The organism is Pseudomonas sp. GW823-FHT05G12, from assembly GCF_058795575.1.
Genome location: NZ_CM179501.1, coordinates 5,373,847 through 5,396,301, shown reverse-complemented (window position 1 = coordinate 5,396,301; position 22,455 = coordinate 5,373,847). Strand labels below are relative to the sequence as shown.

Sequence of the window (22,455 nt, the reverse complement as noted above, 5' to 3'; positions counted from 1 at the left end):
GCTCGCAGATTAAATGGTTACCAGCCCGCGTACACCTTCGGCTTGCATGTTTTCGCCGCGACCGCGCTGGATGATTTCGCCACGGGCCATGACCAGGTACTGGTCAGCCAGCGCTTCGGCAAAGTCGTAGAACTGCTCCACCAGCAAAATCGCCATGTCGCCACGCTCGGCCAGGCGGCGGATGACCGCGCCGATTTCCTTGATCACCGAGGGCTGGATGCCCTCGGTCGGCTCGTCGAGAATCAGCAGGCGCGGGCGGCTGGCGAGGGCGCGGCCGATGGCCAGCTGTTGCTGCTGGCCGCCAGACAGGTCGCCACCGCGGCGCTGTTTCATCTGCTCCAGCACAGGGAACAGTTCGTAGATGAAGGCCGGGACCTCGCGGGCTTCACGGGCGGGGAAGCGCGACAGGCCCATCAGCAGGTTTTCCTCGACGGTCAGGCGCGGGAAGATCTCGCGGCCCTGGGGCACGTAGGCGATGCCGGCCTGCACCCGTTGCTGTGGTTTGAACGCGGTGATCGGCTTGCCTTCCCATTCGATGCTGCCGTCGCGAGCGGGCACCAGGCCCATCAGGCAGCGCAGCAAGGTGGTCTTGCCCACGCCGTTGCGGCCCAGCAGGCAGGTCACTTCGCCGACCTTGGCTTCGAAGGACAGGCCGCGCAGGATGTGGCTGCCGCCGTAGTACTGGTGCAGAGTGTCGATCTTGAGCATGTGAGAGTTCCTGAAAGGGATGCTGTGCCTGTGCCGGCCTCTTCGCGGGCAAGCCCGCTCCTACGACGGGAACCGCCCCATGGCATTACGCCCACTGTAGGAACGGGTTTACCCGCGAAGAGGCCGGCACAGGCGCCAAAAATTCAAATCCGGTCAGCGGCCCAGGTACACCTCGACCACCCGCTCATCTGCCTGCACCTGCTCCAGCGAGCCTTCCGCCAGCACGCTCCCCTGGTGCAGCACGGTCACATGGTCGGCAATGCTGCCGACGAAGCCCATGTCATGTTCCACCACCATCAGCGAATGCTTGCCGGCCAGGCCCTTGAACAGCTCGGCGGTAAACTCGGTCTCGGCATCAGTCATGCCGGCCACCGGTTCATCCAGCAGCAGCAGCTGCGGCTCCTGCACCAGCAGCATGCCGATCTCCAGAAACTGCTTCTGCCCATGGGACAGCAAGCCGGCCTGGCGCTGGGCCAGCGGCAGCAGGCGCAAGGTGGTCAGCACGTCCTCGATGCGCTGGCGCTGGTCACCGCTCAGGCGCGCGGCCAGGCTGGCCCACACCGACTTGTCGGTCTTCAGCGCCAGCTCCAGGTTCTCGAACACGGTCAGCGCTTCGAACACTGTGGGCTTCTGGAACTTGCGGCCAATGCCGGCCTGGGCGATCTGGTATTCGCTCATGCGGGTCAGGTCGAGGGTATCGCCGAAGTAAGCCGTGCCGCTGTCGGGGCGGGTCTTGCCGGTGATTACGTCCATCATCGTGGTCTTGCCGGCGCCGTTGGGGCCGATGATGCAGCGCAGCTCGCCCACCCCGATGTACAGGTTCAGCGTGTTGAGCGCCTTGAAACCATCGAAGCTGACGCTGATGTCTTCAAGGCTCAGCACCGTACCGTGGCGGGTATCCAGGCCGGCCTTGCGGCTTTGGCCCAGGCCGATGGCATCGCGCCCGGCACCGAGGTTGTCGAATACCGGTTCCAGCATGAATTCCGGGTGGACTGGGGGCACGCCTCTCATGGCTGGCTCCTTTTCTTCAACAGGCCGACCACGCCCTTGGGCAGGTACAGGGTAACGAGGATGAACAACGCGCCGAGGAAGAACAGCCAGAACTCGGGGAAGGCCACGGTGAACCAGCTTTTCATGCCGTTGACCAGGCCGGCACCGAGCAGCGGGCCGATCAGCGTGCCGCGCCCGCCCAAGGCTACCCAGACGGCGGCTTCGATCGAGTTGGTCGGCGACATCTCGCTGGGGTTGATGATGCCCACCTGCGGCACGTACAGCGCACCGGCCAGGCCGCACAGCACGGCGCTCAGTACCCACACCAGCAGCTTGAAGCCGCGCGGGTCGTAGCCACAGAACATCATGCGGTTTTCAGCGTCACGCACGGCGGTGAGCAGGCGGCCGAACTTGCTGCGGGTCAGGCGCCAGCACAGGTACAGGCTGGCCAGCAGCAGGCCCACGGTCAGCAGGAACAACACCGCGCGGGTGCCCTGGGCTGCAATGTCGAAGCCGAGGATGGTGCGGAAGCTGGTGAAGCCGTTGTTGCCGCCGAAGCCGGTTTCGTTGCGGAAGAACAGCAGCATGCCGGCAAAGGTCAGGGCCTGGGTCATGATCGAGAAGTACACGCCCTTGATCCGCGAGCGGAAAGCGAACCAGCCGAACACCAGCGCCAGCAGCCCGGGCGCCAGCACCACCAGGCACAGGGCCCAGGCGAAATGCTGGGTACCGGCCCAGTACCAGGGCAGCTCGGTCCACGACAGGAAGGTCATGAACCCGGGCAGGCCGTCGCCGGCGGCCTGCCGCATCAGGTACATGCCCATGGCATAGCCGCCCAGGGCGAAGAACAGGCCATGGCCCAGGGACAACAGCCCGGCATAGCCCCAGACCAGGTCCAGGGCCAGGGCGACGATGGCGTAACAGAGAATCTTGCCGACCAGGGTCAGGGTGTAGGCCGACACGTGCAGGGCATGATCTGCCGGCAGCAGTGAGCACAGTGGCAAAGCCACCAGCAGCAGGACGACGACGGCACCGATGGCAAGGGTCAGGCGTGGGCCGGCCTTTTGCGTAGCAGTGACAAGCAGTGGCTGGTTCATCAGTCGATTACCCGTCCCTTGAGGGCGAACAGGCCTTGCGGGCGTTTCTGGATGAACAGAATGATCAACGCAAGGATGAGGATCTTGCCGAGTACGGCACCGATCTGCGGCTCCAGCAGCTTGTTGGCGATGCCCAGGCCGAACGCGGCCCAGAGGCTACCGGCCAGCTGCCCGACGCCGCCGAGTACCACCACCAGGAACGAATCGATGATGTAGCTTTGGCCCAGGTCCGGGCCGACATTGCCCACCTGGCTTAAAGCCACGCCACCGAGCCCGGCGATGCCCGAGCCAAGGCCAAAGGCGAGCATGTCGACGCGCCCGGTGGACACGCCGCAGCAGGCGGCCATGTTGCGGTTCTGGGTGACTGCGCGCACGTTCAGACCCAACCGGGTACGGTTGAGCAGCAGCCAGGTGAGCAGCACCACGGCCAGGGCGAAGCCGATGATGACCAGGCGGTTGTATGGCAGCACCAGGTTGGGCAGCAGCTGGATGCCGCCGGACAGCCAGGCCGGGTTGCTCACCTCGACGTTCTGCGCGCCGAACAGCAGGCGGATGGCCTGGATCAGGATCAGGCTGATGCCCCAGGTGGCCAGCAGGGTTTCCAGTGGGCGGCCGTACAGGTGGCGGATCACCGTGCGCTCCAGCGCCATGCCTACCCCGGCACTGACGGCGAAGGCCACCGGCAGGGCAATCAGCGGGTAGAACTCGATGGCGCCTGGGGCGAAGCGCTGCAGCAGTACCTGGACCATGTAGGTGCTGTAGGCGCCGAGCATCAACATCTCGCCATGGGCCATGTTGATCACCCCGAGCAGGCCGAAGGTGATCGCAAGGCCCAGCGCTGCCAGCAGCAGGACCGAACCCAGCGACAGGCCGCTGAAGGCCTGGCCGAGCAGTTCGCCTACCAGCAGTTTGCGTTTGACCTGGGCCAGGCTCGTTTCGGCGGCTGTGCGCACGCCCGGGTCTAGTTCTGCATCGGGCTGCAGCAGGGCTTCGAGGCGGGTGCGGGCCAGCGGGTCGCCGGTTTCACCCAGCAGGCGCACGGCGGCCAGGCGTACCGCAGGCTCGCTGGCGCCCAGCTGCAGGTTGGCCAGGGCCAGACCGAGGGCGGCCTGTACGGCGGCGTCCGGCTCGGCGGCGAAGCGCCGGTCGAGGAAGGCCATTTGCGCGGGTTGTGCGCTTTTCTGTAGTTGCTGGGCTGCGGCCAGGCGGGTTTCGCTGTTGTCGCTGAGCAACTGGTGGCTGGCCAGGGCGTTGTCGATCAGGCCGCGCAGGCGGTTGTTCAGGCGCACCTTGCGCGTGTCATCGGTGGCGATGCGGCCTTGGCGCAGGTTTTCCAGCAGTGGCAGGCGCGCGGCATCGGGTTGTGCTGCCCAGCCTTCGAGCAGGCCGGCCTGCTCGGCGGGCTTGGCGGTGAGAAAGAATTCGCCCTCGCTGGCGTGGGTTGCCAGGGGGATTAGCAGCAGGAGGGTGAGCAGGAGTCTGAGCATGCGGGCAATCCTGGAAATCGGTGTTGGATTCTTCGCGGGTAAACCCGCTCCTACACAGAGACGGTGCAAGGTTTGAAACCTGTGCGGTCCTTGTAGGAGCGGGTTCACCCGCGAATGGGCTGCAAAGCAGCCCCATGCACTCAGTTACCTTTCACGGCGTAATCTGGCCGCTTGTCATTGCCCGGAATGAACGGGCTCCATGGCTGCGCCCGCAGTGGCTGCTCGGTTTCCCACACCACGCTGAACTGCCCGTCATCCTGAATCTCGCCGATCATCACCGGCTTGTGCAGGTGGTGGTTGGTCTTGTCCATGGTCAGGGTGAAGCCCGACGGTGCTTCGAAGCTCTGCCCGGCCAGTGCTTCGCGGACCTTGTCGACGTCGGTGGACTTGGCTTTCTCCACCGCTTGTGCCCACATGTGGATGCCTACATAGGTGGCTTCCATGGGGTCGTTGGTCACGGCCTTGTCGGCACCCGGCAGGCCCTTGGCCTTGGCGTAGGCCTTCCAGTCGGCGACGAATTTCTGGTTGACCGGGTTATCCACCGATTCGAAGTAGTTCCATGCCGCCAGGTGGCCTACCAGCGGTTTGGTGTCGATGCCGCGCAGTTCCTCCTCGCCCACCGAGAAGGCCACCACCGGCACGTCGGTGGCCTTCAGGCCCTGGTTGGCCAGTTCCTTGTAGAAGGGCACGTTGGAGTCACCATTGACTGTGGAAATGACCGCGGTCTTGCCGCCGGCGGAGAACTTTTTGATGCTGGCGACAATGGTCTGGTAATCAGCGTGGCCAAACGGCGTGTACACCTCTTCGATGTCCTTGTCGGCCACGCCTTTGCTGTGCAGGAATGCGCGCAGGATCTTGTTGGTGGTGCGCGGGTAGACGTAGTCGGTGCCCAACAGGAAGAAGCGCTTGGCGCTGCCGCCGTCCTCGCTCATCAGGTATTCCACGGCCGGGATGGCTTGCTGGTTCGGGGCGGCGCCTGTGTAGAACACGTTCGGCGACATCTCTTCGCCCTCATACTGCACCGGGTAGAACAGCAGGCCGTTGAGTTCTTCGAACACCGGCAGAACAGACTTGCGCGACACGGATGTCCAGCAGCCGAACACCACGGCCACTTTGTCCTGGGTCAGCAGTTGACGGCTCTTTTCAGCGAACAGCGGCCAGTTGGACGCCGGGTCGACCACCACCGGTTCCAGCATCTTGCCGTTCACGCCACCCTTGGCGTTGATCTGCTCGATGGTCATCAGCGCCATGTCCTTGAGCGATGTCTCGGAAATGGCCATGGTCCCGGAAAGCGAATGCAGGATACCGACCTTGATGGTCTCGGCGGCCTGGATACTCCAGCTCAGGCCCATCGCCGCGATCGATGCGCTGAGGGTAAGGGCCTTGATCAGACTGCGACGCTTCATGTGCTCTCTCCGCTGAGTTTTTTATGGTGTTGGGCAAGCGGGGAGGGCGTTGCAAGGGCTGTGCCTAGTGGCGAAAGGTACGGTTTAGAGGGGTTGTGCGAGGTGTTGGGGCGTTGGTTGGATCCAGGTTGGTGCCTGATGGATTTGTGTGCACAGGATTGGGGCCGCGGTGCGGCCCATCGCGACACAAGGCTGTTCCCACAGCGGACGGCGTACACCGTTGCCTTCGTGGGAACAGCCCCCGAGGCGATCAGCCGTTATGCACAGCCGTGCGGGGATGGCGCCTGCTGCGTACGAGCTGGTAGGTCACCGCCAGCACGACAAACCAGATCGGCGTTACCACCAGCGCTGAACGCGTATCCGCCTCCAGGCTCAGCAACACCAGGATGAACGCAAAGAACGACAGGCACACGTAGCACATGAAGCGCCCGCCCGGCATCTTGTAGTTCGACGCCTGATGCAGCGCCGCGCGGTCTTTGCGGTACTTCAGGTATGACAGCAGGATCAGCGTCCACACGAACATGAACAGTACCGCCGACACGGTGGTGACCAAGGTGAATGCCTCGACCACGTTTGGCACCAGGTAGATCAGCACCGCACCGAGCAACAGGCAGGTACACGAGAAGTACAGGCCGTTGGCCGGCACCGAACGGCTGGACAGCTTCTCGAAGGCCTTGGGCGCGTCACCTTCCTGCGACAGGCCGTAGAGCATGCGGCTGGTGGAGAACACGCCGCTGTTGGCCGACGAAGCCGCCGAGGTCAGCACCACGAAGTTGATGATGCTGGCCGCCGCCGGCAGGCCTGCCAGCACGAACAACTCAACGAACGGGCTTTTGCCGGGCACCACATCGCGCCACGGGGTCACGGCCATGATCGCGATCAGCGCCAGCACATAGAACACGATGATACGGACCGGGATCGAGTTGATCGCCCGCGGCAGGGTGCGTTCCGGGTTCTTCGCTTCGGCGGCGGTGGTACCCACCAGCTCGATGCCGACGAAGGCGAACACGGCGATCTGGAAACCGGCGAAGAAGCCCATCAGGCCATTGGGAAACATGCCGCCGTCATTCCACAGGTTGGCCAGCTGGGCGGTGCGCCCGCTGGGCGAGGTGAAGCCGGTGATGACCATGTACAGGCCGGTAGCGACCAGGCCGAGGATGGCAACGATCTTGACCAGGGCGAACCAGAACTCCATTTCGCCGAACATTTTCACGGTGACCAGGTTCAGCGACAGCAGCAGCCCTACGCAGGTCAGCGCCGGTATCCACTGCGGCAGGTCGGGGAACCAGAACTGGGTGTAGGCGGCGATCGCGACCACGTCGGCAATGCCGGTGACCACCCAGCAGAACCAGTAGGTCCAGCCAGTAAAGTAGCCGGCCCAGGGGCCGAGCAGGTCGGCGGAAAAGTCGATGAACGATTTGTAGTTCAGGTTCGACAGCAGCAGTTCGCCCATGGCGCGCATGACGAAGAACAGCATGAAGCCGATAATCATGTAGACGAAGATGATCGATGGCCCGGCCAGGCTGATGGTCTTGCCTGAGCCCATGAACAGACCGGTACCGATCGCGCCGCCGATGGCGATCAGCTGGATGTGGCGGTTGGTCAGGTTGCGTTGCAGGTGCGGTTCATCTGTCGCTATGGGTGAGGTTTGCGTCATAGGCTGCAGTCTTCTTGTCAGAGGTAGCCGGCTAGGCTAACACGCGCGTTCCAGATCGGGGCGCGACAGATCGACTCTGCATTTTCGGCTCAGCATTTCGCCTGTACCGGCCTCTTCGCGGGTAAACCCGCTCCTACAAAGGAACACGGTCCCCTGTAGGAGCGGGTTTACCCGCGAAAAGGCCAGCACAGGCAACACAAGGCTCAAGCGCTGGCCAAGACCCGGCGGCGCCTCACCACCAAACTATCCACCCCCCACATCACCACCATCGACACCCCCACCAGCGGGAACATCACCCCCAGCACCAGCATCACGGCCACCGCCGCCTTCCAGCGTGGCAGGTCATGACGCAGAGGCGGTACGCCCAGGCCGCCTTCAGGCCGGCGCTTCCACCACATCACCAGCCCGCTCACCGACCCCAGCAGAATCATCAGGCACACCAGCAGGATGATGATCTGGTTCAGCGCCCCGAACATCTTGCCTTCGTGCAGCATCACGCCCAGCTCGGTGGCGCGGGCGACCGGGCTGTAGTCGTGCCAGCGCACATCGGCCAGAACCTTGCCGGTGTATTGGTCGACATGCAGGGTGGCGTCGTTGCGCGGGTTGTCGGCGAACACGGCAATGGTGAACACCCCGTCGGCAGTGGTGGGCAGGGTAATGCTGTAGCCCGGCTCGACCTGACGCGAAGTGGCAATGTCTTCGACCTGCTGCACGCTCACCTGGGGCGCTGCGGGCATGTCCGACATCATGTGGTGCCCGGCGTGCTCGGCGTGTGCACCGGACTGTGGCATCGGCGTGTTTTCCATGGCCCAGGGCACGGTCTGGCGGTGTGCGCTGTTCAACTCACGCGCCTGCTGGTCCGACTTGGGCACGTCGTTCCACATGGCTGCCGGGAAGCGGTTCCACAAATCAGCGTACTGCTTGCCCCACAAGCCGGTCCAGGTCATGCCGCTGACCAGCATCAACAACAGCAAGGCCGAACCCCAGAAACCGGTTACCGCGTGCAGGTCTCGCCAGAACAGCCGGCCGCGCGCCGACAGCCGCGGCCAAAGCACGCCAGCGCCACTGCGCCCGCGCGGCCACCACAGGTACAGGCCCGATACCACCAGCACGATGCCCCAGCCCGCTGCCAGTTCCACCAGCCGGTCACCGACCGTGCCGACCATCAGCTCGCCATGCAGGGCGCGGGCGATGGCCTGCAGGTTCTGCTTGCCGTCCTGTTCGCCGAGGACCTTGCCGCTGTATGGGTCGACGAACACGTTCAGTTCGCGCCCGCCGTCATGCACCACGAACTGCGCACTGCGCTCGGCGTTCAGTGGCGGCAAGTACTGGGCGATGTGGCCCTTTGGGTAGGCCTGGCGCACTTCAGCCAGCATCGTGTCTGCACCCTGCCGGTGCTGGCCGGCCTCGACCACCATCAGGTCGCGGTACAGCAGCGGGTCGAGCTGGGGCTTGAACAAGTAGATGATCCCGGTGATTGCCAACAGGATCATGAATGGGGCCACGAACAGCCCCGCATAAAAATGCCAACGCCAGGCCAGGTTATAGAAAGAGACGCGTGTTCCTCTCATGGGAACCTCCTTTTTGACCAGCTGAAGGGCGCAACCGAAGCTGCGCCCGTTGTTGTCAGAAGCTGAAGTCGACCTTGGTCCAGAAGGTCCTGCCTGGCTCGTTGACCGGTTGTGGATCTGTAGCCGGGTAGCCGAACCCGGCGTTCCCGGCCAGGTTCAAGTGCTCGGCGTAGGTTTTGTCGAACAGGTTGTCGACCCCTGCGCTGAGCTTGAGGTTGTTGTTCACCTTGTAGGCGCCGTTCAGGGAGAACACGCCGAAGCCGGCGCTCTTGTCGTAGTCCTTGCCGACGACGTTCCCTTGGTTTTCGGCAATGCGGTTCTGCGCCGCCACCAGCCGCCACAGTGCGCCGACGCTCCACACGTCGCGGCTGTAGGTCAGGCCCAGGCGGCTTTCCAGGGGAGGCATTTGAGGTAGCGCCTTGCCGTCACTGCTGTTCTTGCCCCAAGCGTAGGCAAGTGTAGCGTCGGCCTTCCAGTTGTTAGTCAGCTGGTAGGCGGCGCCCAGTTCGCCGCCCATGATGCGGGCGTCGATGTTCTGCGCCTGGGAGGTGCTCATGCCCATCATGCCGGTGCGGTAGTCGAACAGGATGTAGTCGCGAATCTGCCCGACATAGCCCGAAGCCCAGGCCTCCAGGCGCTCGGTGCGGTACTGGATGCCGAAGTCGAGCTGGGTGGTTTTCTCTGGCTTGATGCCGTCGAAGGCGTTGGCTGCCCCGGCGGATGCCAGCTTGGGTGAGAACAGCTCCCAGTAGTCGGGGAAGCGCTGGGCGTGGCCGAGGCCGATGTAGGTGGTGGCCGGGATGGCTGCCAGGTCGTGCTCGTAGCGGATGAAACCGCTCGGCAAGGTGTCGGCACGGGTGTCGCCTTCGGTGGCGCTGGTTTTGCGGAAGTCACGCGCCGAGGCGCGGTCCAGGCGGGCGCCGGTAATCAAGCGGTCCTCACCGCTGACGTACCAGGTCAGTTCGCTGAAGGCGCCGTAGTTGTGGAAGTCGGCGTCCTTGGTCCAGGCCTGGCCCTTGTGTGCGTCCACACCCATACCGCCACGCTGGCGATGTTCGTTGGTTTGCGCGTCAATCCCGCTGATCAGCTGCACGTCGGCCCAGCGCCAGGTGGCTTTGATGCGTGCACCCATGGTGCGGCGGTCGACGTTGCTGACCATCGGCATGCCCATCATGCCGCTACCCGACGGCGTGCGCAGGCTGTAGTTGTCCATCACATGGTCGGCGTAGTTGTAGTAGACCTGCGCCTCGACCTTGTCGAGCACCTCGCCGAGGTTGGACTTTTCAAAGCGCAGGCCCAGGCTTTCGCGCTTGAACTGCGAGCCGTCCATGCCGCGCCCGGCGTAGCGGGCTTCGCCGTCACCCTTGCCGGCAGTCAGTTCCAGCAAGGTGTCCTGGTCGGGTGTCCAGCCGAGGGCGACATCACCGTTCCACTTTTCCCAGCGCGACGGCACGGTGTTGTCGTTGCCGTCGTGGTAGTCGTCCGAGCGTGACTGGTTGCCGACGAAGCGGGCATAGCCCTGACTGTTGCCGGCCGCGGCATCCAGCACCTTGTCGAAGCGGCCGTTGGAGCCGGCCAGCAGGCTTGCGTTGACGCGGCTGCCGAGGGTGCCGAATTTCTCCGGTTCGCGCTCGAAGAGGATGGTGCCGGCCGAGCCGCCGGGCCCCCAGATGACGCTCTGCGGGCCTTTGATCACGGTCAGGCGGTCGTAGGTTTCTGGCGAGATATAGGACGTGGGCGCGTCCATGCGATTGGGGCATGCTCCAAGCATCAAGCCGCCGTTGGTGAGGATGTTCAGGCGCGAGCCGAACATGCCGCGCAATACCGGGTCGCCGTTGGTACCGCCAGCACGGATTGCCGAGAAGCCGGGGATGGTCTTCAGGTAGTCGGCGCCGTCGCTGGCCGGCACTGGCTGGCGCGGGTCTTTCGGGTTGGTGACCACAGTCAGCGGCGAACTCGGGGCCACGGCGGTGATCACCGTCGGGCTCAACTCGGGTGCGTCGTGCACATGGTCTTCATGGCCAGGGTCGGCGGCCAGGGCCATGGGCGCGAGCAGCGAGCCGCACAGGGCGGCGATGGTCCCACGCAGGGACAAGGCAAAAACAGGGGTGCAGCCTGACATAATGATTCCAGTCGATCAGTCATGAGTCAGCGCGAAGCCTCCTGGCTTCGTGCGCAAGATGTGGTTTCAGACGTTGATCGAAGAAGGCGGGGCGCGGCTGCGCGCACCAGGGAATACAGCCTGCCGGGCATGGCCCTGGTGCGTTGGCGCAAGCAGGTGGGTGGTGGGGACGATGCTGCCGGCGCTGAGCGGGCTGAGGGCCTGGGGCAGGGCCGGGCAGTTGAACAACAGGCTGCAGTAACCGCACTTTTCCCACATCACATGCAACTGGCCATCGCCGCCGTGGCCGTGATGGGCGTCGCCGCCATGCTGATGGGCAGCCGCCATCGGCATGTCCATCGGCATGTTCATGCCCGCGTGGTGGTCCATCGGCATCGACTGGGAAATCAGCGGGCCGATGAAGATCATCCACATGGCGAACAGGCTCAGCCATCCGCCACCGGCGCGCCTGAGGTCAGGGCGGGTGGTACGGCCGATGCTGTGGCGCGGCAGGCTCATGGCGCGTGCCTGTCAGCAGGTATCAGTGCGCGTGTTCGTGGGCTTGCGGCTGGTCCGCAGGCGCCTGCTTCTGCACGGCCACTTCGACGGTGATGTCGCCGGCCTTTTCGAAGTGCAGGGTCAACGGGAAGCGTTTGCCGTCGCTGAGCAGGCTGCGGTCCTTGGGCTGCATCAGCATCACGTGGTAGGCGCCAGGGGCGAAGGTCAGGTCCTTGCCGGCAGGCACTACCACGCTGGGCACCTGTTGCATCTTCATGGCGCCAGTGGCGCTCATGGCATGCTCGTGCAGTTGCGCGTCATCGCTGATGGGGCTGTCGACGCTGAGCAGGCGGTCATCAGCCTGGCCATTGTTGTGTACCACGAAATACGCGGCGACGTTAGGCGCGTTGGGTGGCAACTGCAGCGACCACGGGTGGGCAATGTGCAGGTCACCCACGCTGTATTCGTGGGCATTGGCAAAGGCGCCAGGCAGCAGCAGGGCGGCCATGACGAGGGCGTGCTTGAGCATGGTGAATCTCCGTTTCCGTTCTGGTTCAGGCAGACAGCATGATGAACTCAGGCTAGTGGAGAGGCACGAGGGTTTAGCCCAGGCCAGAGCTGGCGGGGCGTGGGTGTGTACTTGGCAGGTGGCGGCAGCAGCCCGCTGAGCAGTGTCGGCGGGTTGTGCAACTGTGGCGGGTAGCCGGGCAGGGCCAGCAGCGGCACAGCACCGGAGCAGCACCAGCAGTTCATCATGCCGACGCTGTCGTCACTTTGCGGGCCGAGGTCGATCTTGGCCAGGGCCTGAACGTCGACGTTGGCCTTGTTGGCCATGCTGGAACAGAAAGCCCCCCACAGCAGCTGCTCGGCCGTGCCCTTGGGCGCAGCAGAAGACAGCGGCATGGCCAGCAGGTTGAACAGCACTGCAAGGCAGGCTATCCAGGCAATGTGCCGACGTGGGGGCATGGAGAGATCCGGTCAGGAATCGTGGTGGCTATTGTACGGCGGAGTATAGGTAAAAATGCCGGGGTGCGGTGAAGTGACGCAGGGGCCGGGTATCGGGGCTGCGCAGCAGCCCCTGGCATGCTCAAACCTTGCCACGCCCCATCAAACCACGCACGGTCTCCTGCAGATCCGCGGGTAACACCACCACCTTGGCATTGCTGCTGCCCGCCAGGTTCTCCATCGCGCCCACATAGCGCTCGCCCAGCAGGTACATGGCCGGTACGGTCTCGTTGCCCACCGCTTCCTTCACCAGCGAAATCGCCCGCGCCGATGCCTCGGCCAGGCTGATCTGTGCCTCGGCATCCAGCCTGGCCGCCTGCAGGCGCGCCTCTGCTTCGAGGATCGCCGCCTGCTTGGCCCCTTCGGCGCGGGTAACGTCGGCCTTGCGCTCACGTTCGGCCGCGGCCTGGCGTTCCATGGCCAGTTGCATGTTTTCCGAAGGTTTGATGTCTTGAATCTCCACCGAGCGCACCGTCACGCCCCAGTCTTCGGTCTGCTCGGACATTGCATCGCGCAGGCGGGCCTTGATCTGCTCGCGGCTGGACAGCGCCTCGTCGAGGTCCATTGCACCGACGATGGCGCGCAGCGAGGTCATGGTCAGGCTGGTGACGGCGAACGAGAAGTCCTGCACGCCATACGAGGCTTTCTGCGGGTCGACTACCTTGGCGAAACACAGGGCGTTGGCGACGATTACCGCGTTGTCCTTGGTGATGATTTCCTGCTGCTGCACATCGAGGATGATGTCCTTGGTCGGCAGGCGGTAGGCGACCACGTCCATGTAGGGGATGACAATGTTCAGGCCCGGCTTGAGGGTGCTGTGGTAGCGACCCAGGCGTTCGACGATCCACTCCTCGCCCTGGGGCACGATGCGCACCCCCTTGAACACGGTGATCAGGACGAACAGGGCGATGGCGCCGACGACGATGAGGCTGGTCATGCTGCAAAATTCCTTTTAATGCGGATTCAGGCCCGGATAACGCGGGCGGTGTTCCCCTCGATGGCGGTCAGGCGTACCCGCTCGCCGGCGGCGATCTGGCTATCGGCGATGCAGGTCCATTCTTCGTTGCCGAGGATCGGCTTCTGGAAGCGTACGCGGCCTTTCTGGAACTCCGACACGGGAGCGGTCAGCAGGCCCACTTCGCCGATCACGCTGTCGGCGGTCCAGCGCACATCCGGCTGCTTGCGTCGGAACACTTTGAACCACAGCACGGTGGTGGCCGACGACAGCAGTACCCACAGCAGGACCTGCATGTCCAGTTGCAGGCTGGGTGCGGCGAGCGAGATAAGCGAGACCAGCACGGCGCCGATGCCGAACCAGAGTATGAAGAACGTTGGCAGGACCAGTTCAAGCAGGATCAGCGCGATGCCGAAGACCAGCCAGATCCACCATTGCATTTCCATATGGGTGAAACCTTCCGGGGGAGGGGCGTCGAGTTTAAGGCAGCAGATCGGCAACGGGCCACTGGGTTAGTTGGAAGAAAAGTCTGAAATCCTTGTAGGAGTGCCTTTGTGTTGCGAAAGGGCAGCGCTTAAAGGGCGAGCGCTGTGGCCAGATCCGTCAGTGAGTCGAATGCCCTGTCCACCTCCGGCAGCGTCGGACGTTTCAGGACAAGCACCGGCACGCCAAGCTCCCGCGCCACTTCCAGCTTCGGCTCGGTCGCCACACTGCCGCTGTTCTTGCTGATCAGCACATCGATGTGGCGGCGCTGGAACAACACTCGCTCATCCTCGATATGGAACGGCCCACGTGCGCCAATCACTTCACAGCGCTCGTTGCCAGGGCACGCCTCCAGCGCACGCAAGGTCCAGAACTGCTCCGGCGGAATCTCGTCCAGGTGCTGCAGCGGCTCGCGCCCCAGCGTGAACAGTGGCCTGCGGAACGGCTTCAGTGCTTCGATCAACCCTGCCCAATCCTCGACTTCACGCCAGTCGTCCCCCGCTTGCGCCTGCCAGGCGGGGCGACGCAAGGCCCAGCACGGGATGCCGGCGTTGCGTGCGGCGCTGGCGGCATTGCGGCTGATTTGCGCGGCATAGGGATGGGTGGCGTCGATCAGCAGGGTGATGCCCGCTTCGCGCAGGTAACGGGTCAGGCCCTCGACGCCGCCATAGCCGCCGACCCGTACCTGGCATTGCAAGCCCTGTGGCACGCGGCCGATACCGGCCAGGCTGTAGACATGTCGAGGCCCGAGCCGGCGGGCGATAGCCAGGGCTTCAGTGACACCCCCCAGCAACAGGATGCGCGCCGTCATTGCACACCCGCCTGGCCGACGATGCCGCCTTGGCGGTCGATGGCGAACACTTCCACGTGCACCTGCGCCGGCACGACGCTACGGGCGAAGGCCAGGGCGTGGGCACACACCGCGTCACCCAGGGCAATGCCAGCCGCATGAGCCAGGGCGAGCGCTTGCTGGCTGGTGTTGGCGCCGCTGATGGCAGCCTGCAACGCCTCGTCAGCGCCAATGTCTGCGGCCCAACCTGCCAGTTGCGGCAAGTCGATGCTGGAGTGACGGCTGTGCAGGTCCATGTGCCCGGCGGCCAGTTTGCTGATCTTGCCGAAGCCGCCGCACAGGGTCAGGCGCGGCACCGGTACCTTGCGCAGGTGCTTGAGCACCGCGCCGACGAAATCGCCCATTTCGATCAGGGCGATTTCCGGCAGACCGTAGACGCGGCGCATAGTGTCTTCGCTGGCATTGCCGGTGCACGCGGCTATGTGCGTGTAGCCATTGGTGTGGGCCACGTCGATGCCTTGATGAATCGAGGCAATGTAGGCCGCGCAAGAGAACGGCCGGACGATGCCGCTGGTGCCGAGGATCGACAGCCCGCCGAGGATGCCCAGACGCGGGTTCATGGTTTTCAGGGCCAGTTGCTCACCACCTTGCACATTGACCGTGACCTCGAAGCCGCCAAGGTAGCCGCACGCGTCGGCCAGGTGTTGCAGGTGTTCACTGATCATGCGCCGAGGCACCGGGTTGATGGCCGGTTCACCCACAGCCAGCACCAGCCCCGGCCGGGTCACCGTGCCCACGCCGCTGCCAGCGACAAAACCAATGCCAGGTTCCGCCAGCAGGCGCACCTGGCTATAGAGCAGGGCACCGTGGGTCACGTCCGGGTCGTCACCCGCATCCTTGAGGGTGCCGGCTTCGGCGCACTCCCCGATCAGGCGGCAGAATTCCAGGCGCATCTGCACGACCTTGCCTTTGGGCAGGGTGATGTCCACCGCATCGTCACGCTGCCCGGTGAGCAGCAGCTTGGCCGCTGCCAGGCTGGTGGCGGTGGCGCAGCTGCCGGTGGTAAGGCCGCTGCGCAGAGGTGCGGGCTGTTCGCGGGTTTCTTCACGCATCGGCGGGTTTCAGTACTTCGAGAAGGGTGATCGGCAGCGCCTGGCGCCAAGTGTCGAACGCACCCAAGGGCTGGGCATGCGCGACATGGATGCGGGTCAGCTCACCACCGTGCTGTCCGCGAAAGTGCGCCAGGGCCAGTTCGCTTTGCAGGGTGACGGCGTTGGCCACCAGGCGGCCGCCGGGGCGCAGGCTTGCCCAGCACAGGTCCAGTACACCTGCGCGGGTAACGCCGCCTCCGATGAAGATTGCATCCGGTTGTTCCAGGCCTTGCAGCGCCGCTGGCGCCTTGCCGCGAATCAGTTGCAGGCCGGGTACACCCAGTGCATCGCGGTTATGCTCGATCAAACCCTGGCGGCCTTCGTCGGCCTCGATGGCCAGGGCGCGGCATGCCGGGTGGGCGCGCATCCATTCGATGCCGATCGAGCCGCAGCCCGCACCGACATCCCACAAAAGTTCGCCGGGTTGCGGTGCCAGGCGCGCCAGGGTGATGGCGCGGACATCGCGCTTGGTCAACTGGCCATCGTGCCGGTATGCGGCGTCTGGCAGCCCGGCCAGCCGGTGCAGGCGGGGCGCATCGGGCGTAGCCAGGCATTCGATGGCGACCAGGTTGAGCGCCGCGATACCGGTGTGCGGCCAGTCCTGGGCGGTGCCGGCCAGTGCACGTTCGTCCACACCCCCCAGGTGCTCGAACACCTGCAGGCGGCTTGGGCCGAAGCCTTGCTCGCGCAGCTGCGCGGCAATTGCCGCCGGGCTGTCGCCATCGTTGCTCAGCACCAGCAGGCGCATGCCGCTGTACAAGTGGGCATTGAGCGCTGCCAGGGGGCGGGCCACCAGCGACACCACCTGCAGGTCCTGCAGCGGCCAGCCCAGGCGGGCAGCGGCCAGGGCGCAGGAAGAGGGCATCGACAGCACGCGCATTTCTGCAGCAGGCACCTGGCGCGCCAGGCTGGCACCGACGCCGTAGAACATAGGGTCACCGCTGGCCAGCACGCACACCGGCTCGCCGCGAAGGGCCAGCACCGGGGCCAGCGAGAACGGGCTGGGCCAGGCCAACTGTTCAGCGGTCACGCAACGTGGCAGCAAGGCCAGCTGGCGCGGGCTGCCGAAGACCCGGCCAGCGCCCAGCAGGGCGCGCCGGGCCTGTTTGCCCAGGCCGCTGAAGCCGTCTTCGCCGATGCCTACTACTGTCAGCCAGGGTGTCATGTATTTCGATCCGCCATTTTTGGGGCCGCTTCGCGCCCCTTCGCGGGCAAGCCCGCTCCTACAGATACAGGGCAGCCTGTGCAGCCTGCAGTGATCCTGTGGAAGCGGGCGAGCCCGCGAAGAAGGCGACGCGGTCCTGAAATTCTACTTAATCGCCGAGGATGCTCGACCACCGGCTTTTCATGCCGCCGGACAAAGCAGGCATAATACCGCGCCTTCTACACTCAAGCGCATTTTCACAGACTGCCGGATGCCCCTTTGACGCAGGCCCATGCCCCCCACGTATCGCCCCGCCCCTCGGCCTGCCCGGGGTTGTGGCGCATTGTCAGTGCCCGTGATGGCGGTATCTGCCGCATCAAGCTGCCGGGTGGCCTGCTGCTGGCCGAGCAGGCTGAAGCCGTGGCGGCGGCGGCGGAGCGTTTTGCTGGCGGCGTGATCGAGGCCACCAACCGTGGCAACCTGCAGATTCGCGGCATTGGCAGCGAGCATCGCGCTTTGGTCGAGGCACTGCTCGCAGCCGGCCTGGGACCACGCGATGCCGCGGGTGACGATGTGCGCAACGTGATGCTCAGCCCGCTGGCCGGGCATGACCCGCTCATGCTGCTGGACGCCCGGCCGCTGGCCGGGCAGATCCTCGACCTGTTGGAAGGCACCCCGCGCTTTCACCAGCTGTCGGCCAAGTTCGCTGTGCAGCTGGATGCCGGCGAGCGCCTGGCGATGCTCGAACACCCCCATGACCTGTGGCTGTCGCCCCTGCACCTGGATCAGCAGACCTGGCTGGCGTTTGGCCTGGCAGGTTGCCCGGCAGAGGGCCAGGCGCTCGGTGCGGTGCCGCTGGCGCAGGGCCTGATGCTGGTGCGCGCCGTGCTGGAGCGCTTCCTCTATCTGGCATCCCCGACGCAGACGCGCATGCGCCAGCTGCTTGAGGTGTACCCGCCAGCTGATTTTGTCGCTGGGCTCGGCCTGGACATCCGCCGCGATGCCGCCGTGCTCACGTGGCGGCGTGAACAGCACCGCGCCTCGTGGTTGGGCAGGTTGCCCCAGGCGCAGGGCGTTGCCCTTGGCGTTGCCCCGCCGCAAGGCCGCCTGACCCCCGCGATGCTGCGTGGCGCCGCACGTATTGCCCGTGAACTGGGCGATGCCAGCATGCGCCTTAGCCCTTGGCAAAGCCTGGTGCTGACCAACCTGCAAGCGCAGCACATCGATCAGGCCCTGGCCGAACTGTCTGCGCTGGGGTTGCTGTGCCACGACCATGAACCCCTGGCGCGTATCAGCGCCTGCACCGGTGCCAGCGGCTGCGCCAAGGCCCTTGCCGAGACCAAGGCCGACGCCGTTGTCCTGGCCGCGCTGCTGGGCCCTGGCGTGCCGGCCAGCGTGCACCTGTCCGGCTGCCCCCGTTCCTGCGCCGTGGCCCATGTTGCCCCGGCCACCTTGCTGGCCCGTTCGCCGGGCCGTTATGACCTGTACCTGCGTGATGCGCGCCAGCCAGGTTTCGGTGCCCTGCGCGCCACCGACCTTACCTTGAATGAAGCAGGCGCCATGCTCGACCTGCCGACGGAGCACCTTGATGATTGACTACATCCGCGATGGTCAGGAGATCTATCGCAATTCCTTCCGGATCATCCGCGAGGAAGCCCGACTCGAGCGGATCCCCGCAGACCTTGAAAAGCTCGCCGTGCGCGTGATCCACGCCTGTGGCATGGTCGACGCCATCGATGGCCTGCAGTTCTCCGACGGTGCCGGCCGGGCCGGGCGCGAGGCGCTGCTCAACGGCGCGCCGATCCTCTGCGATGCGCACATGGTGGCCGAAGGGATCACCCGGGCCCGCTTGCCAGCTGACAACAAAGTCATCTGCACCCTGCGTGACCCCAGCGTGCCGGGCCTGGCCAAAGACGCCGGCAACACACGCTCCGCCGTAGCCCTGGAACTGTGGCGCCCTTACCTGGAGGGCAGCGTGGTGGTCATCGGCAACGCCCCTACTGCGCTGTTCTACCTGTTGGAAATGCTCGACGCCGGTGCGCCCAAGCCGGCGCTGATCCTCGGTTTCCCGGTCGGTTTCGTCGGCGCTGCCGAGTCCAAGGCCATGCTCGCCGCCGACAGCCGTGGCGTGCCGTTCGTGATCATGCAAGGCCGCCTGGGCGGCAGCGCGATGGCCGCCGCGGCGGTCAACGCCCTGGCCACGGAGGTGGAATGATGGCGCCGCGCGGACGACTGCTTGGCCTGGGCGTGGGCCCTGGCGATCCTGAACTGATTACCCTCAAGGCCCTGCGCCTGTTGCGTGAGGCGCCGGTGGTCGGCTACTTCGTGGCCAAGGGCAAGCGTGGCAATGCCTTCGGCATTATCGAGGCGCACCTGCAGCCCGAGCAGACCCTGCTGCCGCTGGTCTACCCGGTCACCACCGAAGTGCTGCCGGCACCGCTGTCCTACGAGCAAGTGATCAGCGACTTCTACGACGAAGCCAGCGTACAGGTGGCCGAGCACCTGGATGCCGGGCGCGACGTGGCGGTGATTTGCGAAGGCGACCCGTTCTTCTATGGCTCCTACATGTACTTGCATGACCGCCTGGCACAGCGCTATGAGGCAGAAGTGATCCCCGGTGTCTGCTCCATGCTCGGTGGCGCTTCGGTGCTGGGGGCGCCGCTGGTGTACCGCAACCAGAGCCTTTCGGTGTTGTCCGGTGTGTTGCCCGCTGAAGAGCTCAAGCGCCGTCTGGCCGACGCCGATGCAGCGGTGATCATGAAACTTGGGCGCAACTTCCCCAAGGTGCGCGAAGTGCTGGCCGAACTGGGCCTGGACGGGCGTGCGCTGTATGTGGAACGGGCGACCATGGCCAACCAGAAGATCGTGCCGCTGGACCAGGTCGACCCGCAGTCGTCGCCCTACTTCTCGCTGATCATCGTGCCGGGGGAAAAATGGCAGGGCTGAACATGCACAAGGCACCAGCCATCGTCATTCTCGGCCCGGGCAGCCTGGCGACGGCGCAGCGTATCCAGGCCTGTTATCCACAGGCCGCGATCCATGGCCTCGAGGGGCGTGTCGAGGGTGCGGACCAGTCGTACGTGTCGTTCGGCGATACCCTGCGCGGGTTGTACCAGCAAGACACGCCGATCATCGCGTTGTGCGCCGCGGGTATCGTCATCCGCAGCCTGGCCAGCCTGCTCAGCGAGAAGGGCAGCGAGCCGCCGGTCCTGGCCGTGGCCGAAGATGGTAGCGCGGTAGTGCCGTTGCTCGGCGGCCTCGGTGGGGTGAACGTGATGGCGCGCGAAATCGCTGACGCGCTGGGCGTTTCCGCCGCCATCACCACCAGTGGCGAGCTGCGCTTCGGGACTTGCCTGCTGAACCCGCCGCAGGGCTATGCATTGGCCGACATCGAGCAAGGCAAGCGCTTTGTATCCGACCTGCTGGCGGGTGAGTCTGTGCGCATCGAAGGTAACGCCCCGTGGCTGCAGCTGGCGCAGTTGCCCGCCAGCGAAGCGGCGCAGCGCACCATCCATGTGGGGCATCAGGCGCGCCCGGCCAACCGCGACGAGCTGCTGATCTACCCGCGCCTGGTGGTGGTGGGCGTTGCAGGTGGCAATCTGCACAGTATTCGCGCAGCCCTGCAGCAGGCCGGCATCGCCGAGCCCTCGGTAGCCTGCGTGCTGGCAGACGAGCGAACCATGGCCGACAGCGCGTTGCACGAAGCTGCGCAGGCCCTGGGTGTTCCCTTGCGCTTCGCCACCCGCTCTGGCGATGTGGCCAGCATGGTCGCTGCGGCGGTGCCCGATGCTGAGTTGATAGCGCTTGAAGAGGTCGTGGTTGCGGTGGCGCCTGCCCCGGTCGACGTAGCGCAGGTCGGCCGCCGTCGCGGTCGCCTGGCGGTCATCGGCCTTGGCCCAGGTGCGGCGGAACTGATGGTGCCGGCGGTCAAGGCCGAACTGGCGCAGGCCGAAGATGTGCTCGGTTACGAAACTTACGTGCGCATGGCTGGCCCGTTCCGCAGCGACCAGGTGCTGCACTGCACCGACAACCGCGAAGAGATGCAACGCGCCCGACATGCCTTCGAACTGGCGGCCCAAGGCCGTTCGGTGGTGGTGGTGTCGTCAGGTGACCCGGGCGTTTTCGCCATGGCCGCTGCGGTGCTCGAAGCATTGCACGAATCCAGCGACCCCACTTGGCATCGCGTTGACCTGCAGATCTTGCCGGGGGTATCCGCCTCGCTGGCAACCGCCGCCCAGGCAGGTGCACCGCTGGGGCATGACTTCTGCGTGATGTCGCTGTCGGACAACCTCAAGCCCTGGTCGATCATTGAAAAGCGCCTGGACCTGGCTGCCCAGGCCGACCTGGTGCTGGCCTTCTACAACCCGATCTCCAAGGCCAGGCCGCACCAGCTCGGTGTGGCCCTGGAAGTTGTGCGTCGCCACCGCGAGGGGAGCACGCCTGTAGTCCTTGGGCGCGACATCGGTAGGCCGGGGCAGACGCTTAAGGTAGTCACCTTGGCCGAGCTGCTGCCGGAAATGGTCGATATGCGCACCATGGTTCTGGTTGGCTCCTCTACAACCTGTGTATTCCCTCGCCTGTCGGGTGGGGTGTGGGCCTACACGCCGCGTTGGTACCCCACCGCCAACTAGTTGCGTCGGAAACTCTTCAGCGCGCTTTGTGGCCAGCGCGCTGGCTAAGGTGATTGCCCTTGACTCAAGGGGCAACCATCAAGGAGTTTCCAATGTCCGATGCAACCCAAATCACCACCACCGATGCCGCCATCCTGGTAGACGGCAACCTGCTTGCCTTCGGCGCGGGCATGTCTGCGCAAAGCCGTCATGATGTGAAGAATGCCTTCCACTTCGCCACGTTGGTCGCCGACAAAGCTTTTGACGCCGAAAAGCAGAGCCGGGAGTGGTACGACAAATTCATCGATGTCATGCGAGACCTTGGCTTTACCATCCCACGCCGTACCTTCGAACTTGAAACCTCGGTGGAACTGTCCGTCACCGTAGGCGCCGTGGCCATCCGCGCGATAGGTGTGGTCGGCAATGCGATGCTGGGCGGCACCAAGCTGGGTGAAGTGGCAAAGCGGGCGTTTGACAAAATGACCACAGTCGAAAACGACGCCAAGGTGCTCCACCACAAGCGCAAGAACAAAGCCAGGGGCCTGGTCGGCCTGGCCTCCTGCATTGAAACCTCAAAAAACGATGTGGTCATGGTGGTGAGCTGCATCCAGGCATCTGCCCCAGCACTGGACGACGATGTGCTCGGCATCCAGTGGAAGCTGGACAGGTCCGCTTACTACGCCGGCACGGCAGTGCTCACCCTCAATAACTTTGTCTACGACAAAGTCCGCGAAACCGTAGAAAACAAACTCGGCGTGCGCAGTGTCGAGAACGTGCTCGAGTACGACATCTGATTGCTCGG

21 protein-coding genes are annotated in these 22,455 nt (G+C 64.9%); 5 read left to right on the top strand and 16 right to left on the bottom strand.

Annotation, left to right across the window (positions count from 1 at the left end):
• Window positions 1-9 precede the first annotated feature (9 nt).
• The 16 genes from urtE to cbiE all read right to left on the bottom strand — a co-directional run bounded on the left by urtE (window position 10) and on the right by cbiE (window position 17,064).
• On the bottom strand, window positions 10-708 hold the full coding sequence (urtE, locus tag AC3RCM_RS24630) for an urea ABC transporter ATP-binding subunit UrtE (RefSeq protein WP_003249634.1): 699 nt from the start codon (window positions 706-708) through the stop codon (window positions 10-12).
• A gap of 153 nt (window positions 709-861) precedes the next feature.
• Window positions 862-1,719: an urea ABC transporter ATP-binding protein UrtD gene (urtD, locus tag AC3RCM_RS24625; RefSeq protein ID WP_010955450.1), complete on the bottom strand. Its 858-nt coding sequence runs from the start codon at window positions 1,717-1,719 to the stop codon at window positions 862-864.
• Window positions 1,716-2,795 (bottom strand): urea ABC transporter permease subunit UrtC, encoded by a 1,080-nt coding sequence (gene urtC / locus AC3RCM_RS24620; RefSeq protein WP_064491162.1) that lies wholly within the window; start codon window positions 2,793-2,795, stop codon window positions 1,716-1,718. The genes urtD and urtC overlap by 4 nt, the downstream gene beginning before the upstream one ends.
• Complete coding sequence (urtB, locus tag AC3RCM_RS24615; RefSeq protein WP_064491161.1) at window positions 2,795-4,282, bottom strand: urea ABC transporter permease subunit UrtB; 1,488 nt, start codon at window positions 4,280-4,282, stop codon at window positions 2,795-2,797. Before urtB ends, urtC begins: the two co-directional genes overlap by 1 nt.
• Window positions 4,283-4,422: 140 nt before the next feature.
• Window positions 4,423-5,688: an urea ABC transporter substrate-binding protein gene (gene urtA / locus AC3RCM_RS24610; RefSeq protein ID WP_003249642.1), complete on the bottom strand. Its 1,266-nt coding sequence runs from the start codon at window positions 5,686-5,688 to the stop codon at window positions 4,423-4,425.
• Window positions 5,689-5,938: 250 nt separating this feature from the next.
• Window positions 5,939-7,345: a D-serine/D-alanine/glycine transporter gene (gene cycA, locus AC3RCM_RS24605; RefSeq protein ID WP_104886997.1), complete on the bottom strand. Its 1,407-nt coding sequence runs from the start codon at window positions 7,343-7,345 to the stop codon at window positions 5,939-5,941.
• Between the two features lie 203 nt (window positions 7,346-7,548).
• On the bottom strand, window positions 7,549-8,916 hold the full coding sequence (locus tag AC3RCM_RS24600; RefSeq protein ID WP_198747892.1) for a PepSY-associated TM helix domain-containing protein: 1,368 nt from the start codon (window positions 8,914-8,916) through the stop codon (window positions 7,549-7,551).
• A 55-nt stretch (window positions 8,917-8,971) separates the two neighbouring features.
• The gene (locus AC3RCM_RS24595) at window positions 8,972-11,038 is read right to left on the bottom strand and encodes a TonB-dependent copper receptor (protein WP_064491158.1); all 2,067 of its coding nucleotides are present in this window, start codon (window positions 11,036-11,038) and stop codon (window positions 8,972-8,974) included.
• Window positions 11,039-11,104: 66 nt separating this feature from the next.
• Window positions 11,105-11,536, bottom strand: a complete 432-nt coding sequence (locus AC3RCM_RS24590) for a DUF2946 domain-containing protein (RefSeq protein ID WP_014754592.1) — start codon at window positions 11,534-11,536, stop codon at window positions 11,105-11,107.
• A 22-nt stretch (window positions 11,537-11,558) separates the two neighbouring features.
• Window positions 11,559-12,044: a copper chaperone PCu(A)C gene (locus AC3RCM_RS24585; protein WP_003249653.1), complete on the bottom strand. Its 486-nt coding sequence runs from the start codon at window positions 12,042-12,044 to the stop codon at window positions 11,559-11,561.
• A 47-nt stretch (window positions 12,045-12,091) separates the two neighbouring features.
• Window positions 12,092-12,481, bottom strand: a complete 390-nt coding sequence (locus AC3RCM_RS24580; protein ID WP_010955443.1) for a DUF2946 domain-containing protein — start codon at window positions 12,479-12,481, stop codon at window positions 12,092-12,094.
• Window positions 12,482-12,602: 121 nt separating this feature from the next.
• Window positions 12,603-13,457 (bottom strand): SPFH domain-containing protein, encoded by an 855-nt coding sequence (locus AC3RCM_RS24575; RefSeq protein ID WP_104887000.1) that lies wholly within the window; start codon window positions 13,455-13,457, stop codon window positions 12,603-12,605.
• 26 nt (window positions 13,458-13,483) lie between these two features.
• A complete protein-coding gene (locus tag AC3RCM_RS24570) occupies window positions 13,484-13,921 on the bottom strand; it encodes an NfeD family protein (protein ID WP_003249659.1) in 438 nt (145 codons plus the stop codon).
• A 128-nt stretch (window positions 13,922-14,049) separates the two neighbouring features.
• On the bottom strand, window positions 14,050-14,769 hold the full coding sequence (locus tag AC3RCM_RS24565) for a cobalt-precorrin-6A reductase (protein ID WP_064491157.1): 720 nt from the start codon (window positions 14,767-14,769) through the stop codon (window positions 14,050-14,052).
• Window positions 14,766-15,860 carry a cobalt-precorrin-5B (C(1))-methyltransferase gene (locus tag AC3RCM_RS24560; protein ID WP_003249663.1) on the bottom strand — a complete coding sequence of 365 codons (1,095 nt, stop codon included), beginning with the start codon at window positions 15,858-15,860 and terminating at the stop codon, window positions 14,766-14,768. Before AC3RCM_RS24560 ends, AC3RCM_RS24565 begins: the two co-directional genes overlap by 4 nt.
• Window positions 15,853-17,064 carry a precorrin-6y C5,15-methyltransferase (decarboxylating) subunit CbiE gene (gene cbiE, locus AC3RCM_RS24555; protein WP_492629231.1) on the bottom strand — a complete coding sequence of 404 codons (1,212 nt, stop codon included), beginning with the start codon at window positions 17,062-17,064 and terminating at the stop codon, window positions 15,853-15,855. The genes AC3RCM_RS24560 and cbiE overlap by 8 nt, the downstream gene beginning before the upstream one ends.
• A 243-nt stretch (window positions 17,065-17,307) precedes the next feature.
• Here cbiE and cobG point away from each other — a divergent pair, with 243 nt between their 5' ends.
• From cobG to AC3RCM_RS24530, 5 genes are all read left to right on the top strand, one after another.
• A complete protein-coding gene (cobG, locus tag AC3RCM_RS24550) occupies window positions 17,308-18,639 on the top strand; it encodes a precorrin-3B synthase (protein WP_081273153.1) in 1,332 nt (443 codons plus the stop codon).
• Window positions 18,632-19,258 carry a precorrin-8X methylmutase gene (locus AC3RCM_RS24545; protein WP_003249670.1) on the top strand — a complete coding sequence of 209 codons (627 nt, stop codon included), beginning with the start codon at window positions 18,632-18,634 and terminating at the stop codon, window positions 19,256-19,258. Before cobG ends, AC3RCM_RS24545 begins: the two co-directional genes overlap by 8 nt.
• On the top strand, window positions 19,258-19,989 hold the full coding sequence (locus AC3RCM_RS24540) for a precorrin-2 C(20)-methyltransferase (RefSeq protein WP_047604704.1): 732 nt from the start codon (window positions 19,258-19,260) through the stop codon (window positions 19,987-19,989). Before AC3RCM_RS24545 ends, AC3RCM_RS24540 begins: the two co-directional genes overlap by 1 nt.
• Window positions 19,977-21,674 carry a precorrin-3B C(17)-methyltransferase gene (gene cobJ / locus AC3RCM_RS24535; RefSeq protein ID WP_492629230.1) on the top strand — a complete coding sequence of 566 codons (1,698 nt, stop codon included), beginning with the start codon at window positions 19,977-19,979 and terminating at the stop codon, window positions 21,672-21,674. The genes AC3RCM_RS24540 and cobJ overlap by 13 nt, the downstream gene beginning before the upstream one ends.
• 92 nt (window positions 21,675-21,766) lie before the next feature.
• Window positions 21,767-22,447 carry a hypothetical protein gene (locus AC3RCM_RS24530; protein WP_012053823.1) on the top strand — a complete coding sequence of 227 codons (681 nt, stop codon included), beginning with the start codon at window positions 21,767-21,769 and terminating at the stop codon, window positions 22,445-22,447.
• The last annotated feature ends 8 nt before the right edge of the window (window positions 22,448-22,455 follow it).